Here is a 17,143-nt window from a genome sequence, read left to right as displayed (position 1 = left end):
TCAGCCCGAAGTTATCAGGCCGGTGTCAACTATCGCCGCCCTGATCTCAGGCAGAATACCCCACCCGGCACTCTCTTTTCCGAACGTTGCGAATACACCGTCTACCCCCATCTCATCGATATTCATGGGATATTCAGAGATCGGCGATCTCAGGTCGTTGCAGATCATCGTCGCCCATGCATCGGCAAGGGAGACGTCGGCTGAGAATACGGTGACAGAATCGGCGACTCCGAACGAGATCGAAGGCCCTACGGTTGCCGATGACGTGCATACTCCGTAGATCTCTTTTCCGGGCGGAATGATAAATGCCGATTTTTTGCTCATCGAAGAATTCCCTGCGTACAGTCCGATCCTGATCTCCTTATCCGAGAACAGGGCGATGTCCCCGCCGTTGTCTATAACCGCCGCCTTGGCTCCGTTTTCTTTCATCGCTTCCACTCCCGCCCATGCAATCGTTCCGGCGACCGCAGCCATCGGGCCCGTTCCGGCTTTCTTTGCTGCACTGACCATCCTCTCCACGTGTACGGATTCGGTCTCTTTTTCGACCGGGACAAGGCTGGATAAAAAAAGGGGGTTTACCGAGATCTCTGATTCGATCTCAAGTCTCGCATCGATCATCGCCTCCTTTGCCGGTTCGAAGAACTTCGCATCGTCGGCAAGTATCGTGGCGAATGTGGTTTTATACCTGAACAGTTCCCTGAGCATATCCTACTGGTGGATGGAGAGCGCCGAATGCGGGCACGACTCCACGCATTTTCCGCAGAGAACGCAGTTCTCCTGCTTCATCGTGATGTTCCAGTCCTTGTCGAAGGAGAAGACGCCCTGCGGGCAGATACTGATGCACTCCCCGCAGTCGATGCATTCCTCCTCTTTGCGCCTCACCGATTCTTCGAGCCTTTCTACTTCGGCCCCGAACGCCTTCAGCCTCTCGCATACAAGCTTCGCCTTGTCGTTGGGGACATCTATCAGGACCTCGCCGTCCATGGATTCGATGTAGGCCCTCTCCACGTTTATCAGGACGCCGGTGTCGAGGACAGTCCTCGCGATAATCGGCTCCTGGCCGCGTCTTTTATGGAACCTGACAAGGAGTTTCATTTGTACCACCTCCTCCCGAGCAGTTTTCCGAGATCCGTTCCGGTAAGAATCCCGAGAAGTTTTCCTTCGGGATCAATAACCGGCAGGGCGCTGATGTTGTTCCTCTCGAGTTTCATCGCCGCGATATCGACTGCCTCTTCGGGAGTCGTCGTGATTACGCTCCTCGACATCACCATCGAGACGCTGTCATTGACATTCTCTTTTATGATCGCCTTCGAGACATCGTATGTCGTAACGATTCCGACGACCTTGTTCTCCTTGTTCAGGACGGGAAGATGGTTCGTCTCGCCCCGGAGGAGCTTCTTCGCTGCGGTTTTGATATCGGCGTCCTCTGAGATGCATGTGATGTTGCGCTCCATGATCTCCATAACCCGTGGGGTCCGTTTCGACTCTTTCATCGGTTTGACTGTCCGCGATGCATCCGAGGGCCTTGTCGGAAGCACCATCGTCATCTGGCCGGAGGAGATCCACCTCTTCAGCTCTCCTGCGATCTCGCGTGCCTTCTTGAACGAAGAGAGCGATGAGGTTTTGATCTCCTCGCCGTTGATCTCGACGCTGCCGCTTTTCAGCTCCGCGTAGCTTACAGTCTTTATTGTCGGCCTGTTCCTGCTCGGGACACCGTAATCTACGATACTGGTCGTAATATCCTCATCCCGCACCGCCGTGTTCCTCACGATCTCGGTGTCGGTCACCGGGATCGGCACACCCAGACCTATGTAGCACGAGACCCCGTAATTTTTGAATGTAGCCGCCCGCAGGTACTTGGGGGACATCTCCTTGAGGTCTCCGGTCGTCATCAGGGTTGCGAAGAGCGTGCCGGGCGAGGACTGAGTTCCCTGCCCGACGATCATTCCCTTTGCTCCGCAGAGAAATATCGGGACCCCGCTTCCGATCATCTTCAGCTTTGGGTCATTGATCAGGGGCGAAAGGAGTCCCGCTCCCGAGTAGCTTACGTTTCCGTGCTCGGGAAGAAGCGTTCCCATGTATGTATTCAGGGTATTCTCGGTGGAGTTCGTCGCGGCCGCATACCTCTGGTACGCGTTTCTGGGGTTGCACATTATCGCTTCGTTGAGATCGTGGAGCAGCAGATCTGTCGAAAGTGTCTTTCTCGGGTAGCAGTCCGTGCCTTTCGAAGATGCACGGAGTTCTACGGATTTCCCTGATATGAGATCCTCTATAACATGAGCTCCGCCATACGCACTTCCCTGCGTCTCGGATTCCTGCGTCGCACCGAGGTACGCGTCGACTGCCGCAAGGCCGGAGTAGAGTTCGACATCGTTCATCCATGCCCGCTCCATCCTTATCGGCGGGTCGGAATGGCCGAAGTTGAAGAAAGCCCCTGAAGAGCACATTGCCCCGAATGTACCGGTGGTTACGACATCAACTTCTTTTAATGCTCCTTCCTCCCCCAGTTCGTCGACAATGCCCGGCATCTCCTCGGCCGTTACTATATGGGCACTGCCTTCCAGTATTCTCCGGTTGATCTCTTCAATGGACTTTTCCATATTAATGTATTCTTTTTTGAGAATATATAAGAGCTTCTATTATTACTATTGGTAATAAAGAAAGATATTCAAGATTAGCGGCCCAATAATCTGTATGAACACCGGCCGGTTTATATCGATTCTAGAAGAGATTGCTCCTCCAGAGCTTGCGGAGGAGTTCGACGAGGGAAGGATCGGCCTGATAGTAGAGGGAAAGGAGGATATCGAATCAGTTGCATGCTCCCTTGACGCGACAGGACACACGGTATCGCAGGCTGTGTTATGTGATGCCGACGCTCTTGTGGTTCACCACCCCCCGATCTGGTATCCCCTGGCCAGGATCGCAGGGAAGGATGCGTTCATACTTGGAAGAGCCCTCTCCTCAGGCCTGAATATCTACGCGATGCACACGAATTTCGATCATGCCGAAGGGGGCATCAACGATGCCCTTGCTGAGATCCTGGGTCTGTCGGCGACAGAGAAGATGCCTCTCGGCCTCGTGGGCGACTGCTCCCTGACTCCTGCGGAGATCTCCGGAATCCTGGGCGGAGGGCTGAGGCTCTACAACTGCCCTGAAAAGATCGAACGCCTGGCGGTCGTCGGGGGAAGCGGTTTTGACGCCGAGCTTATCGAATGTGCATATGAGCTCGGTGCCGACGCCTTCCTCTCGGCCGAACTGAAGCATAATATTCTGATAGATTCCCCGCCGGAACTGGGGCTGATGGAGTCCACCCATTATGCACTCGAGTCTCCCGGCATGAAACGGCTCGCCGGGAGAATGGGCTGGACATATATCCCCGACGAGCCGAGAATATCGGTAATTCCGTGACCATAATGGTGACTGCAATGCAAGGACGCTTCTCCCCCGAAGAAATACTGCTGGAAGAGACCATAGAGTCGATTCTTAAAAAATATCCGCAGAAGGGGAGGAAGGCCCTTGACGCAGTCCAGGACGGAAAGATCCATAAGTACCTGGATTTTTTTGTGGTCGATGGAACATCGGATACCTATGTCGTTGATGACGATTTCTGCGCCTGCAATGATTTTTGTTTCAGGGGAATAATGTGCTGGCATATCCTGGCGGTCAGGATCGCAAGGTTAACTGGTGGTTACGACGAAATTAATGAGTGGTATCAGGATCGGTGGTCTGTCGCCGGAAAAAATGGTGGGGATACTGAAACAGATAGTAATAATAACATTTCTTGAGAATAATTAAGGAGTTAAGCGTGGTTTTCTATGCTCGAAGAAGAGTATCAACTTGAATATTTTAAATCCAATGGCCTTAAACGTAAAATTTGTAAAAAATGCGGTGCTGCTTTCTGGACAAGAGATGCCAACAGGGAAGTCTGCGGAGACGCCTCCTGTGCGCCGTACAGTTTCATTGGAAATCCCGTGTTCAAACCTCATTCGCTGGATGAGATGAGGGAAGCATACCTGTCATTTTTTGAAAAACAGGGTCACCAGAGAATAAGCAGATATCCTGTCGCGGCAAGATGGAGGGACGACATCTATCTTACAATCGCATCCATCGCCGACTTCCAGCCTTTTGTAACAAGCGGTGTCGTTCCTCCGCCTGCAAATCCCCTGACGATATCCCAGCCGTGCATCAGGCTCAACGATCTCGACTCTGTCGGGAGATCCGGCAGGCACCTGACGACTTTCGAGATGATGGCCCACCACGCTTTCAATACCGATAAGAATGAGATATACTGGAAAGACCGGACAGTAGAACTCTGCGATCTTTTTATCGAATCGATCGGCGGCAACCTTGAAGATGTCACCTACAAGGAGCACCCGTGGATAGGCGGAGGAAATGCCGGCCCGAGTGTCGAAGTGATGATCGGCGGACTCGAGGTTGCGACTCTCGTCTTCATGAGCCTCGGCAAGATGGCGAACGGCAGAACACCGATCGAACTCGAAGGTGTTCCTTATTACCCGATGGATCTCAGGATCGTCGATACGGGCTACGGCCTCGAAAGATTTGTATGGGCATCGAAAGGTTCGCCTACAATATATGATGCGGTCTTCCCCGAGATGGTCAACGACCTGATGATCTCCGCGGGCCTTGAAAATCTGCTCCAGTCTTCCGAACTTGCAAAGATACTGGCGATGAATGCCAAATATGCAGGTCAGATGGATATATCGGGTTCAAACCTCATTAAAATGCGAAAAGAAGTGGCAAAGACGATCGGCGTTGGATTCGAGAAGCTCCAGGCATTAATGGACCCTGTCGAGAGGGTCTACGCGATTACCGATCACACCCGCTGTCTTGCCTATATGCTCGGGGACTGCATCGTGCCTTCGAATGCGCAGGAGGGTTACCTTGCACGTCTCGTAATCCGGAGAACCCTGCGGATGATGAACGAGATAGGTCTTGAGACCCCGCTTTACGAACTGATCGAAAAGCAGATGAAGATCATCGGCCCCGACTCCTTTGAACAGAAACCCTCGGTCATAAACGAGATTATCGAGAACGAAGTTGTAAAATACGAACAGACGATGGAGAGGGGCGCCAGGATCGTCAGGAAGATCGCCGGTTCGTACAGGGGAAAGAAGGAGCCTGTCCCTCTTAAAGAACTCATTACATTGTATGACTCCCACGGTATTCCCCCGGAGATTGTCCGTGATATTGCCGCAGAGGAGTCCGTCGAGGTCGATCTCCCGGACGATTTCTATTCTGTAGTTGCAGACATGCATTCGGAGAACGACGAAGGGGTAAAGGAAGATCCCTACGCAGCGCTCAGGAAACGCATCGAAGGTCTTCCCCCGACGAAGAGGCTCTATTACGAGCAGGTCGCCGATACGGAGTTCGATGCGATGGTCATCGATGCGTTTGATAATTATGTAATTCTCGACCAGACTCTCTTCTACCCCGAGGGCGGAGGACAGCCGGCGGATATCGGACGTCTTCTTTCCGAAAACGCAATGGTGAAGGTTGTTCACACCTTCAAACTCGGCGAGGTGATCCTTCACAGGATCGAGGGCGGAGATATCAGACGCGGAGTTCAGGTCAAGGGAGTGATCGACGAGAATTTCAGGCTGACGATGATGCGCCATCACAGCGCAACGCATGTCCTTCTCCACGCGGCAAAACATGTACTCGGCCCGCATATCCACCAGGCCGGGGCACAGAAAGGATTTGAAAGTTCAAGGATCGACCTCCGGCACTTCAAGCACATAACTCCCGAAGAGCTCCAAAAGATAGAGATCGAGGCGAACCGGATTATACTCGAAAACCAGAAGATCGTCATCGAGTGGGAGGACCGGACGACTGCGGAGCAGAAGTACGGCTTCGATCTCTACCAGGGAGGTGTTCCGCCCGGAAAGATGATCCGTATCGTGAAGGTCTCAGGGGATGTCCAGGCATGTGCGGGAACGCACTGCAGGAGCACCGGGGAGATCGGCTGTCTCAAGATAATCCGTGTCGAGCATGTCCAGGACGGCATAGAGAGGGTCGAGTTTGCTGCGGGTCTTTCCGCGATTGCATATATGGAGAAGATGGAAGGCCTGCTCGATTCTTCATGCCAGACCCTCAGCGTCCAGAGGGAGAACCTGCCTTCGTCTGTCGACAGGTTCTTTTCCGAATGGAAGGATCAGAAGAAGGAGATCGAAAAGCTGGGCAAAGAGCTTGGCGAACTCAGGCTGGAGGGCCTTTCGTCCGAGGAGATCGGAGGGATCTCCGTCGCGGTCCACGAGGTGAATGCATCCCCGAAGGAGCTTGTCAGTATCGCCACAAAGTTTGCAAACGAAGGCGGAGTAGGTCTTGTTGCAGGCGGAGAGGACAGGATTCACGTGGTGGCCGCATCGGGAACTGAAAGGATCAATGCCGCCGACCTGGTTACAAAAGTCTGCGGTATGATCGGCGGAAAAGGCGGCGGAAAGCCGGGCCTTGCGCAGGGTGTCGGGACGGAAAAGGAGAATCTGTCCGAAGCTCTTCAGCAGGGAAAGAATATGATTAGTGAATTACTAAAATAAAAATAAGGTAATGTCAGAAGGGGTTTTGGTTCTCGAGCCCGGCGATGAAAGGGCGAAAAAGATCGGCAAGGCGATGGCTAACGAAAGTGCCACCGCTATCCTTTCCGCCTTAAAGGAGGGCGACCTGACTCTTTCGGAGATCTCCGAAAGGATGAACCAGCCGATGACTACCGTAAAGTACCATGTAGAAAATCTTCTCGATGCCGAACTGATCGAGGTAAGAAAGATCAAATACAGCGAAAAGGGGAGGGAGGTCAAGGTCTACGGCGTCAACGACAGGCTTGTTATCGTGGCCCCTTCCGGCGGAGATATCAAGGATACGCTCCTGAAATATGCATCTGTTTTTGCAATCCTCTTAATAGCGACTCTTGCGATGGTGGCTGTCTCGCCGACGTTTAATTTCTTCCCGCAGGAGTCGGGAACGATGTCGTCTAATGATGTCATGATGACATATGCATCCGGGGTGTCGCCTGCTGAGGTTTCCGGTACCCAGACGGTGTATTCCGAAGGAGATAACCGGACACTGGCAACCTCAGCGGAAACATATGCGGCAAAAGGCCTGGAGGAAAATGTTTCAGCTACCGGTATCTCGGGGGGAGAGGAGTTTGATAATGCAATCCCCGAATCTACAACAAACGCTGTCGATGTAGAGACTGAAGATCACGGGGCGGTGGTTCACCTGTTCATAATCGCTTTCTTCCTCGGCGGGTGCCTGATCCTCGCGATTATGATGCTCTACGAAGTTGTCGTCTGGAGGAAGGAGAAGAAATTCTGGAGCGGCGTTAAGGATCAGGAAGAAGAGATCCAATAAATATCATCGATCTTTTTTTTGAATTTTACTTGGATCTTTTTTGATTGGAAATCTAAGTCATTATGACCTGACAGAATTATTCAATAAATTCCCTGCTAGACTGAAAATTCATGTAAGTAACCTGTTTACTTTAATTCAATCAAAAATTATTTTTGCAGTAAATGCAGTACTTGCTAATTCAGTTATTTATGAAAGTTGAAATGAAACAGTTGTTCCAGGTACTGTTTCATGAAAAAACCAAAGCAACAGTTTCAAGAGTCCGGGTTCTTCAAGAGAGCCCGTACAAACTGAATCAATCATTCGGGTTGACCTGCTCAAAACTGAACAAGGCTAAAACATTCTCTACTTTGTAACGTATATTAATTTTGATCGTTACCGGCTCATGTATAAAATGCGGCCTCTTAAAATGCATATTTTCTAAATTTCCTACACGCCATAATATTCTCAGAATATAATTCCGCCCAACCATGCTCATAGATTTTTAAAATTTTATAAACGAAGAAATAACCAGCAGGTTTTTGGACCCCCTCTTTGTCTCCCGCGATCACTGAGTCTTTTTCAAGCATTTTATTTCATAGATTCTGCGTGTGGGATTGTACCGGATAGAAATCCTTTTTTTTCATCTCATTGAACGAGATCTCTCACAAATGTGTAGACTATTGTTCAACAACACGTTTAATAGATTGAACTAAAGTTTTCTTCGTGGGCAGTGGGGGGCACAAACAGTCCTCAGTTGTGATGGAGAGATCCACTGCCATGATTGGATCAAATTTGACAGATGTTCCCGGCTGCGTTATGGAGTCCTATGAAAGGGCCTACCCTACAGTCATGTGTCTGAATAAATAGTAAAATACGCATACATTGCGTGTTTAATCAGGAATTCGTAGATTTTGGTAGATTTCTGATCATATGGTCAACATGAGTCAGTCTGGATTCAAAGCTCATTAGAATAGATCCGATCTCTTCATGATCGTGATAAAAAGGTGAAAAAAGAGATGAAAAAAATCAACCGGGCAAAAATCATCTTTATGATGATAATTGTTTCAATTACTGTTCTCGGTATATTTTATAGCTCATGCTATTCGAAAATTCTCGAAGATCAGCCCGGTCTTGTCGCAACATCCAGGAATTTTATGGGATTCAACATTTTCCCTTCAATAATTTTTGGATCAGTCACCCGGAAAAATATACTTGAAAATCAGATAAGGTTCGAGATCTATAAGCTTATTGATGAGAATCCGGGTATATATTTTAGTGAAATTTTAAGGGATGGCGATCTGAAAAAGGGCACATTAGAATATCATCTTAAAATTATGGAATCAGAAGGAACGGTCTGTTCAGTCTGCGAGAGCGGGAAACATCATTACTTTATCGGGGATTCATCTTATTCAAACGAGGAAAAAGAGTTATTTTTAATTATGCGTGACGGTACTCTTAAAAGAATAATTACAGAGGTCTATAAGAACCCAAGGATCAATAATAAAAAAATTGCTGAAAATACCGGATATTCGGAATCAACGACAAGCAAGCATCTTGGATTTCTTAAAGGAAAAGGTGTAATAGAATCTCAAACCAAGGGTTGGTTTACAATGTATAACATTAGTGATGATTTTTACAACCTTTTTGAAAAACATATTTATTCAGAATTCCGTGTAAAATGACACTTCCAATAAATCAAATTGGCGCAGTTGCATCTAAAGAAATATTTATTTTGTATGTTATATTCATACAAACTTGATATTCAGCGTTAAATTTTCTTAAAAAAAGCGAGACAATATCTTTTCTAAATCAAGAAAAAATCCTGCACTTTTTTAGAGCGTGATATTAATAGGACAAACTACGAATTAGTTCGCATTTTGTCTTATAAATGATATATAGCTCCAGATTAGACGACTGAATGAAGATTACGAAGAAGGACCAGCCGATGTTTTAAGGAGTCTCTTTCAGACCTGATTCCCTGCATTTCGACATGATCCCGATATAGCGTTATCTTCAATAAAATAAAAAAGAAGGTAAGAAAAATGAAAAAAATCAGCTTTGGAAAAGCGACCCTGCTGGTATTTATGATACTTGCGGCAGGGGCTGTTCTTGCGATGCCTGTTAGTGCTAATACACAACCAATAGGGCCATATGACGTGACCGCGGATGGAGACTGGATCAGCAGTTCTTCTGATCAGTTCCAGGCTCTTGGAAAGGCCGAGAGTATAGTTGGTGATGTAGACTGGATTACAGTCAGACTTACAATATCAAACACGCGTATCTCTTTCGGTCCATTTTCTGAAACTGCATCTGGAACATGGTTGGTCAGTACAGGATATAAGACCTACCAGGATACACAGCAGCAGCGTGATCATGTTATAACTACAAAATTAACCTGCTCAACCGGACAGAGCGGCAATGTAAAGACCACTCTGTATGCTTAAATGAGATCCATATCTGAAATTCGGAGGCATCCGGGTCAGGTATATTACTCTTAAATCAAACCATTTTTTTCAGGATATATTATCCTGAAACAATAAATTCAAATCAGTTTGGACTTTGTCCGAGAAATGGCATATATTATTGAATTAGATATTCTTCTGAAACAGCATCGGCTGGAATTCAAAGTGATAATATGGTTGAAAAAATAAATTTAATTTCACTGATCCTGCTATCAGTACTTATTGCAACAGCTGTTTTTATTTCCGGATGCACTCTTGGCACAAAAGAAACAGCGGTTACAGAAACACCAACGGTTCAGCCAACGGAAGAACAGACTACTCCAACTGTTGAATCTTCTTCTGCTTCTACGATAAAGGTTCCCTGGCCCCAGGACGAGAACCCGGTTCCTCCCTACAGTGATGAAGAGAAGACGTCACTTATCGAGGAGGCAAAAGAGGAAATCATGAGAGTTTTCCCGGATGTGAGCGGAGATACATTAAATGACTACGTATGGGGAAGCCATCATTACGCCGGTTATAGAGTACCTGCCATTGTCTTTTCAAATGTTTCAGAGTCATCTGATATTGGGCAGAGAACTGTTGAGATAGTATATGATTCAAGCCAAGATATAATTACCAAATATGGATCAGCAAGAACATCTTTCGATGATAATGATACCGCGATAGTTACTACCGATGAGGCGAAAGAACGTGCAATTGAGTTCTATAAAGATGTAATGGGTGATGAATATGAATTCCATAAATATGATTTTGTTACTATAAGAGATTTCGATGATCTGAATTCAGTCTTCCTTTACGTAGAGATAGCTACAACTTATGAGGGAGTAGTATATTTTAATGATCATACCTGGGTGGTATATGATATGAGGTATGATGGAGTCAATAATTATATCGATGAATATATTAACCGACAAAATAATCCGGATGTCCTGTCTCAGATTACTACATTATCACCAACTCCCGATATCACAATTGATGAAGCAAAAAAGATACTTGAAGCACAGTTAAAAGATGACAACGGCGGCAATGAAGTGGAGATCGAGTACTGTCAGCGTAACCAGTATTCCGATTTTCCCAATCTCCAGTGGCTTGATGAACCATATTACATGGACATAGAGGGCGGTTATGTAACAAGTCCACTGAAACTCATCTGGGAGCTCCCGTTTACAACAGCAGACGGAAGTATACATTATGGTATTATTGATGCACATACCGGCGAAATTATCGACATTCAGTCATAATCTAAAAACAATTTTTTTGTGAACCATAAATCAATTCGTATTTTGTCCGAGAAATGGGATATAATATTAAATTATATATTAATTTTAAACAGGCAGAGTCAGGAACGTAATAAATAGCCAAATTAGATGTCTGTTTTAATAATCCAGGGAAAGCATTGTGGTTTCCCAAAGTACTCCGGAGAACAAAATACAGTCAATAATGGGGAATACATGATAAAAACTGAAAACCTTACCAAAGAATATAACGAAAAAAACGCGGTCGACAACCTGAATCTCGAAGTCGGAGACGGGGAAGTCTTCGGTTTCCTCGGCCCCAACGGGGCAGGAAAGAGTACGACCATCCTGATGCTCACCGGGATGATCGAACCTACATCCGGCATATGCACGATAGACGGAGTTAACGTCGCTTTAAATCCTCTTAAAGGGAAGGAAATTCTCGGCTACCTCCCGGAGGATGTCGGCTTTTACCGGAACCTGACAGGATATGAGAACCTCGACTATCTCGGAAAATTCTACCCGATTGAGAAAAACGAAAGGGAAGAAAGAATCGAAAGACTCTTAAAAAGCGTCAGGCTGAACGGGGTCACTCAGAAAGTCGGCGAATATTCAAGAGGAATGAACCAGAGACTTGGGCTCGCGCTTGCACTTTTAAACGACCCGAAAGTAGTGATCCTCGACGAACCGACCGCGAACCTGGACCCGGAAGGGGTGCTGAGGTACAGGGAGATTATAAAAGAGCTCGAACAGGAAGGAAAGACCGTCCTCATTTGTTCACATATTCTCTCGGAGGTTAGGGCAGTGTGCACTACACTCGGAATAATCTCACAGGGAAGACTTGTTGCAAAAGGATCTGTCGAAGAGGTCGAAGACGAACTCATCAGGCAGAGTGGCACAAGGCAGAAGATCGTTATCAAATCCATAAACCCGGACCTTTATACCGAGGTCGAATCGATTAAAAATCCAGACATTCTTGAGATTGAAAGGACGAAAGATGGTATTGAGATCTCGGTCGAAAAGGATATACGTCCCATTCTTGCAGAGAAGTTAAAGAATCACTGCTCAGGAATAACCGAGATGTATCTCGATCGTCCTGGGCTTGAAGATCTCTTCCTTAAGGTTTACAGGAGGGAATAAGGAGTGGATCTAACAAGGCTTGCGATAATATCAAAAAAAGAGTTTACCGATCATATCCTCAGCAAAAGGCTGTTCTGGATAATGATCATATTCTGCATAGTACTCGTTATTGAAACGGCAAGCGGGGTCGATGACTACAATAATGCGCTTGAGAGCTACAAAAGTGGAGGGGCCAGCGGTGAATTTTTAATATTTCAGCCTTCTGCATTGCGTGTTTTTTCGGATATTGTGAGTTCCATAGGTGTTGATGGTCTCGGGATAGTTATCGGACTTGCACTTGGTTTTGATCTCATTTCAGGTGAAAGAGAAAGAGGTTCGATAAAGACAATCCTTTCACAGCCGCTTTACAGGGATGAATTGATAAACGGAAAGGCTATTGGGGGTATAATGGCCCTGAATGCGATAAGTATAGCCGGATTTATCATCATCTTCGCGGTTATGCTGATCCTGGGCATTGTTCCGGATATAGACGAGATACTGGGTATCGGCCTGATATGGCTGATAACCCTCCTCTTCATGATCGCGTCATTCACAGTTTCATTAATGACTTCAGTGATAACAAATACAAGCAGCGGTTCGTTGATCCTGGCACTTGTAATTGTTTTTATCATGTTGTTTATAATTCCCACAGGTGGAGGTGAATTAGGAACTTATTTGTTGGTTGGAAATCCTCCCGAGGATATCCCGGACATGGCCTCTTCCGCCCAGTACGCTGCGTATCAGGAGGCTATGGATGAATACAATGGAAATAGTATGGGAATTCGCGATTTTTTCAATACTTTTTCAATAAGATATGTATACCAGCAGATAACCCTTCCAATTACGATGCCTTCAGGGTATGCAATCAACAAAGACGGTCTGGACTTTGACTCCATCAAAGAACTTGCACAAGATATCGAAGAACCTACATTCTGGACTTTAATAGAGGATCAATGGGTAAAACTTATTGTTTTTATTATGTGGCCGGTAATTTTCTTTGGAACCGCCTATGTTAGATTTATGAAGTCCGATCTCAGGTGAAAAGGAGGTATAATATGGATTTACACAGGATCAGACTCATTGCGATAAAGGAAGCACAGGATCATTTAACCAGTTTTCGCTTTATCGGTCTTCTGTTTTTACTTTTAACAATCTGTGGAATATTTTTTCTTAAGGAAACCGGTACTTATCTGGAGGGAATAAGAAGCTGCAGCAGCGGTACTTCTTCAATTTACAACCTGCCTTATACCGTCAACATATTCGGTGGAATCATGAGTGCGATTGGAGGTCGCTCAATCTTCGGTCCGATTATTGCAGTAGCGCTTGGTTTCGATCTGATTACTAAGGAACGTGAATCAGGTTCGATTAAGGCGATATTATCCGTTCCCGTTTACAGGGATGAAGTTATCAACGGGAAGGCCCTGGGCGGCATAATCGTACTGGCAATTACGACAACCATTGTCTTTGTTCTGGCATTTGCAGTACTTCTTGTCCACTCAATCGTCCCCGGGGTAACGGAACTGAGCTATATATTCATGTTTTGGCTGTTTACAGTCCTCTTCCTCTCAGGAGTATTCATAATGTCCCTGATGATATCGACGTTTTCAAAGACAAGCGGGATGTCACTCGTTTTTTCTTTGTTGGCATTGCTGTTCTTTATGAGTGTAGTTTATACGGCCGGAAACTACACGGCAGAGATTATTATGGGATCTGACCCTTCTACTGAATATCAATACATTGACAGCCTCGATAATAACGAATTGTACCAGATGTCCGTGGATTATAATAAAAATAAAGATGAGTTAATGCAGTTTGTAGAATATATTTCTATTAGGATGGATTATTGGGAATTATCCAAGGTTTTAACATGGCCTCAACACAGCAGAGATTATAGTGGTTCCTTGGAATTTGACAGAACTCTGCCTCCAGTGGGAGAAACGCTTGCTTCAATGTGGGGTTATGTCCTTTTCCTGATTGCATATCCTGCTGTCTTTTTTGGAATAGCCTATGTGAGATTCATGAGGACTGATCTGAGGTGAGACCGGAAGAAAAATGCATACGCCGGTACGGATTATTTTGAGGCAATGTGAACTTCCGGATGACAAAGAAAAACATAATTAATATTACTGATTTTTTTGATTTAAAATTCTCCAACTGAAGATCTTCTAAAAGTCATGACCGAAAATATGATGTTCATTTCTTTTAGATCACCGGTATTCTTATCCACCCTTGAGCTATTTAATTCGAAATCTGTCATAGAAATGACATATAATATTAAACAGACAGTACCCTGAAACAATGTCAACAAAGATCCGGAGGATACTATAATGAAAAAATCAAAAAAGATCGAATTCGTTGCTTTATTTGTATTCATGCTTACCGTCTTAACGGTATCAGGATACACTTTTGATACATGTGAGACAGGGATTACGGAAGCGCAGGCTGTTCTATCTACGGGAGAACAAAATCCTCTCGTAACTTTTTCTTCGGAAGATTCTTTCATAAAAGTGCCCTGGCCCCAGGACGAGAATCCTCTCCCTCCTTACAGCGATGAAGAAAAGGAATCGCTTGTGAAAGAGGCCAAGCAGGAAATTATAAGACTTTTCCCTGATTTGGATGAAAATACTCTTGATAATGTCTCATGGGGACGCTTATATTATAGCGGATATATCGTGCCCGCTATTGTATTTTCAGATGTTCTCGACCTCTCAAAAGTGGAGGAAAGAAGAGCAATTTTCAAGTATTACGACCAGAATGATCCGAGAACTGTCATTGTCGTATATGATCCCGAAAGGAAAACGATCGGACGTTACGGACCGGAAGGGTGGGGCGGAGATAATGACGATGAAGCGATTATATCTGTTGAGGAAGCCGAAGAGCACGCACTCGAGTTCTACAGAAAGATGGTCGGCGAAAAGTATTATGAGGATCACAAGGATGAGTTCTATATAGCCAGACACGATTATGACGATGACCTGTTTCTTGACCTGGATATCTGCACCACTTACGAGGGTGTGGTCTACTTCGAAGATCACAGCAGCATAAATTATGATATGAGGCTTGATACCGTCAATTATTACTTTGATACGAGGAGAGACCCCGAAGCCTTATACAATATCACTACACTGTCGCCGGAACCGGATATTACGATCGATGAGGCGAAGGAGATACTCGAAGAACGCCTGAAAGAGAACAACGGGGGAAGTAAGGTGGATGTCGAATACTGCCAGCGTTACCAGTACTATAATTATCCCAATCTCCAGTGGCTTGATGTGCCTTATTATATGGACATAGAAGACGGGTACGTAACAAGTCCGTTGAAATTGATCTGGGAGCTTCCTTACACTACACCTAACGGGAGAATGCATTACGGAATTATCGATGCACATACAGGGGAGATCATCGACATACAATTTTAATCCTGAAATATTTTTTTGAAAATCGAAATTTTCGAATTAATTTACCAATTATATTTTATGTTTCCCTGAACGAACCAAACATCCTTTTTTTAACAATACAGGCGAAAATGATCATTGTGCAGCTCAGCAAAGAGACGATCAAGAGGATAAAGGAGCGGAGCGCTTCAGTCGGCAGTAGTTATTCGAAGGGTGCGTGCCTCAACAGCGAGGCGGTACGGAGAAAAAATTCAAAGCCCGAAGACCCGTGGCTTCGTCCTCCTTTCTTCCGGGATATCGACCGGATCATCCATTCAAAGGCCTATTCGAGATATATCGACAAGACACAGGTCTTCTATTTCATCGACAACGAGCATATCACCCACCGTTCGATCCATGTCCAGCTCGTCTCGAAGATCGCAAGGACGATCGGGAGGGCGCTCGGCTACAACGAGGACCTGATCGAGGCGTCGGCACTCGGGCACGACATCGGACACACTCCCTTCGGCCATACGGGCGAGAAGTATCTTGACGTTCTCTGCAGGAAACATGGCATCGGTGGTTTCAAGCACAATATCCAGAGCGTAAGGTTTCTCGACAAACTCGAAGAGTGCGACCTGACCCTCCAGGTCCTTGATTCGGTTTTATGCCATAACGGAGAGGTGACGGACTGCTGCATCACTCCTGAACGGAATTTTTCCTGGGAACATTTCGATAAAAAACTGGCGGACGCCGAGGCAGGGTCCGATCCCTCCCCTGCGACATTCGAGGGCTGCATCGTCAGGTTCGCAGATACGATTGCATATCTCGGCAGAGATCTCCAGGACGCAATCGAGGTAGGGCTTATCGACGAGAGTCTGGACGATCTTCCGGAAGATCTCAGGAAGCTGATGAATAATAATGCCTCATATAGGGATATCAACGGCCTCGTAATCGATTCTTTCTGCAGGGATATTATCGAGACGAGCATTGATACGGACTGTATCGCTTTTTCGGACGATGTTTATTCCCTTGTTCTTGAACTGAAGAAATACAATTACAAAAAAATATATGAGAACCACCGTCTTCACGAGCAGGATTACAAGCTCGAACTGATGTTTGATACGGTATTTGATCATTATCTTTTGGACCTGGAATCGGAGAACAGTTCGTCTTTGATCTACAGCGATCTCATAGATTCGGAAGCATTCCAGAGAAGCTATATCGAGAGCCTGAAGCCTCCCGAGATCATCCGCGATTATATCGCCGGAATGACGAACAGCTATTTTGAGTCTGTCTTCAAGAAGATCGTTCTTCCCGAGAGGAAGTTCAGGGATTTTGGTTAGGGTTTTGGTCTCTGGAAAATGTAGCTTCTTTAATGCAGGTACGGAGCATTCTCTTCGTGAAACTATTTCCACAAAATATTTTATCCAAGTCTTGTTCCTGACATCGGTTTATGTATGGAGCGATTCCTCTTGGCGAACTTATAGCATCCTCCAGGCCTTGTCTGTGATTGCGGACTGATTGGAAAGGTCGAGTGCGTTAACAATTATTTATAATAACTCTGATTCATACGAGTAAAACCGGGTCTTATATACCGATAATAGAT

16 protein-coding genes are annotated in these 17,143 nt (G+C 45.9%); 12 read left to right on the top strand and 4 right to left on the bottom strand.

Going from position 1 to position 17,143, the window contains the following annotated elements; translation table 11 throughout:
• From MPET_RS08135 to MPET_RS08125, 3 genes are read right to left on the bottom strand one after another with little or no spacing between them, the layout of a single operon-like run.
• Complete coding sequence (locus tag MPET_RS08135; RefSeq protein ID WP_013329539.1) at nt 1-705, bottom strand: UPF0280 family protein; 705 nt, start codon at nt 703-705, stop codon at nt 1-3.
• 3 nt (nt 706-708) lie between these two features.
• The gene (locus tag MPET_RS08130) at nt 709-1,095 is read right to left on the bottom strand and encodes a 4Fe-4S binding protein (protein ID WP_013329538.1); all 387 of its coding nucleotides are present in this window, start codon (nt 1,093-1,095) and stop codon (nt 709-711) included.
• Nucleotides 1,092-2,600: a homocysteine biosynthesis protein gene (locus tag MPET_RS08125; protein ID WP_013329537.1), complete on the bottom strand. Its 1,509-nt coding sequence runs from the start codon at nt 2,598-2,600 to the stop codon at nt 1,092-1,094. The genes MPET_RS08130 and MPET_RS08125 overlap by 4 nt, the downstream gene beginning before the upstream one ends.
• 94 nt (nt 2,601-2,694) lie before the next feature.
• Between MPET_RS08125 and MPET_RS08120 the strand changes: the two genes are divergently transcribed.
• Genes MPET_RS08120 through MPET_RS14520 form a run of 4 tightly spaced genes read left to right on the top strand, consistent with a single transcriptional unit; the run spans nt 2,695 to nt 7,365 of the window.
• Entirely contained in the window at nt 2,695-3,408 is a 714-nt protein-coding gene (locus MPET_RS08120) for a Nif3-like dinuclear metal center hexameric protein (RefSeq protein ID WP_013329536.1), read from the top strand.
• A 17-nt stretch (nt 3,409-3,425) separates the two neighbouring features.
• Nucleotides 3,426-3,785, top strand: a complete 360-nt coding sequence (locus MPET_RS08115; protein WP_048131062.1) for an SWIM zinc finger family protein — start codon at nt 3,426-3,428, stop codon at nt 3,783-3,785.
• A 30-nt stretch (nt 3,786-3,815) separates the two neighbouring features.
• Nucleotides 3,816-6,554 carry an alanine--tRNA ligase gene (gene alaS / locus MPET_RS08110; RefSeq protein WP_013329534.1) on the top strand — a complete coding sequence of 913 codons (2,739 nt, stop codon included), beginning with the start codon at nt 3,816-3,818 and terminating at the stop codon, nt 6,552-6,554.
• 10 nt (nt 6,555-6,564) lie between these two features.
• Nucleotides 6,565-7,365, top strand: coding sequence for an ArsR/SmtB family transcription factor (locus MPET_RS14520; protein WP_013329533.1), 801 nt, complete (start codon nt 6,565-6,567; stop codon nt 7,363-7,365).
• Nucleotides 7,366-7,766: 401 nt separating this feature from the next.
• On the opposite strand, the gene MPET_RS15340 is transcribed toward MPET_RS14520, so the two are convergent.
• Nucleotides 7,767-7,931, bottom strand: a complete 165-nt coding sequence (locus MPET_RS15340) for a hypothetical protein (protein ID WP_187287546.1) — start codon at nt 7,929-7,931, stop codon at nt 7,767-7,769.
• A 429-nt stretch (nt 7,932-8,360) separates the two neighbouring features.
• On the opposite strand from MPET_RS15340, the gene MPET_RS08100 reads away from it, so the two are divergent.
• The 8 genes from MPET_RS08100 (at nt 8,361) to MPET_RS08065 (ending at nt 16,880) form a co-directional block, all read left to right on the top strand.
• Nucleotides 8,361-9,026 (top strand): winged helix-turn-helix transcriptional regulator, encoded by a 666-nt coding sequence (locus MPET_RS08100; RefSeq protein ID WP_013329532.1) that lies wholly within the window; start codon nt 8,361-8,363, stop codon nt 9,024-9,026.
• A 360-nt stretch (nt 9,027-9,386) separates the two neighbouring features.
• Nucleotides 9,387-9,788, top strand: coding sequence for a hypothetical protein (locus tag MPET_RS08095; RefSeq protein ID WP_013329531.1), 402 nt, complete (start codon nt 9,387-9,389; stop codon nt 9,786-9,788).
• 191 nt (nt 9,789-9,979) lie between these two features.
• Nucleotides 9,980-11,047, top strand: coding sequence for a hypothetical protein (locus tag MPET_RS08090; protein ID WP_013329530.1), 1,068 nt, complete (start codon nt 9,980-9,982; stop codon nt 11,045-11,047).
• Nucleotides 11,048-11,257: 210 nt separating this feature from the next.
• On the top strand, nt 11,258-12,181 hold the full coding sequence (locus MPET_RS08085) for an ABC transporter ATP-binding protein (protein ID WP_048130787.1): 924 nt from the start codon (nt 11,258-11,260) through the stop codon (nt 12,179-12,181).
• Nucleotides 12,182-12,184: 3 nt separating this feature from the next.
• The gene (locus MPET_RS08080) at nt 12,185-13,201 is read left to right on the top strand and encodes an ABC transporter permease (protein ID WP_013329528.1); all 1,017 of its coding nucleotides are present in this window, start codon (nt 12,185-12,187) and stop codon (nt 13,199-13,201) included.
• Nucleotides 13,202-13,215: 14 nt separating this feature from the next.
• Complete coding sequence (locus MPET_RS08075; RefSeq protein ID WP_013329527.1) at nt 13,216-14,199, top strand: ABC transporter permease; 984 nt, start codon at nt 13,216-13,218, stop codon at nt 14,197-14,199.
• Between the two features lie 288 nt (nt 14,200-14,487).
• Complete coding sequence (locus tag MPET_RS08070; protein ID WP_013329526.1) at nt 14,488-15,579, top strand: PepSY domain-containing protein; 1,092 nt, start codon at nt 14,488-14,490, stop codon at nt 15,577-15,579.
• A gap of 107 nt (nt 15,580-15,686) precedes the next feature.
• Nucleotides 15,687-16,880 carry a deoxyguanosinetriphosphate triphosphohydrolase family protein gene (locus tag MPET_RS08065; protein WP_013329525.1) on the top strand — a complete coding sequence of 398 codons (1,194 nt, stop codon included), beginning with the start codon at nt 15,687-15,689 and terminating at the stop codon, nt 16,878-16,880.
• Nucleotides 16,881-17,143: the final 263 nt, after the last annotated feature.

This window comes from Methanolacinia petrolearia DSM 11571 (genome assembly GCF_000147875.1).
In the GTDB taxonomy this organism is placed as follows: Archaea; Halobacteriota; Methanomicrobia; order Methanomicrobiales; family Methanomicrobiaceae; genus Methanolacinia; species Methanolacinia petrolearia.
Note: the sequence above shows the minus strand (reverse complement) of the source record. Positions and strands in the feature narration are given on the sequence as shown.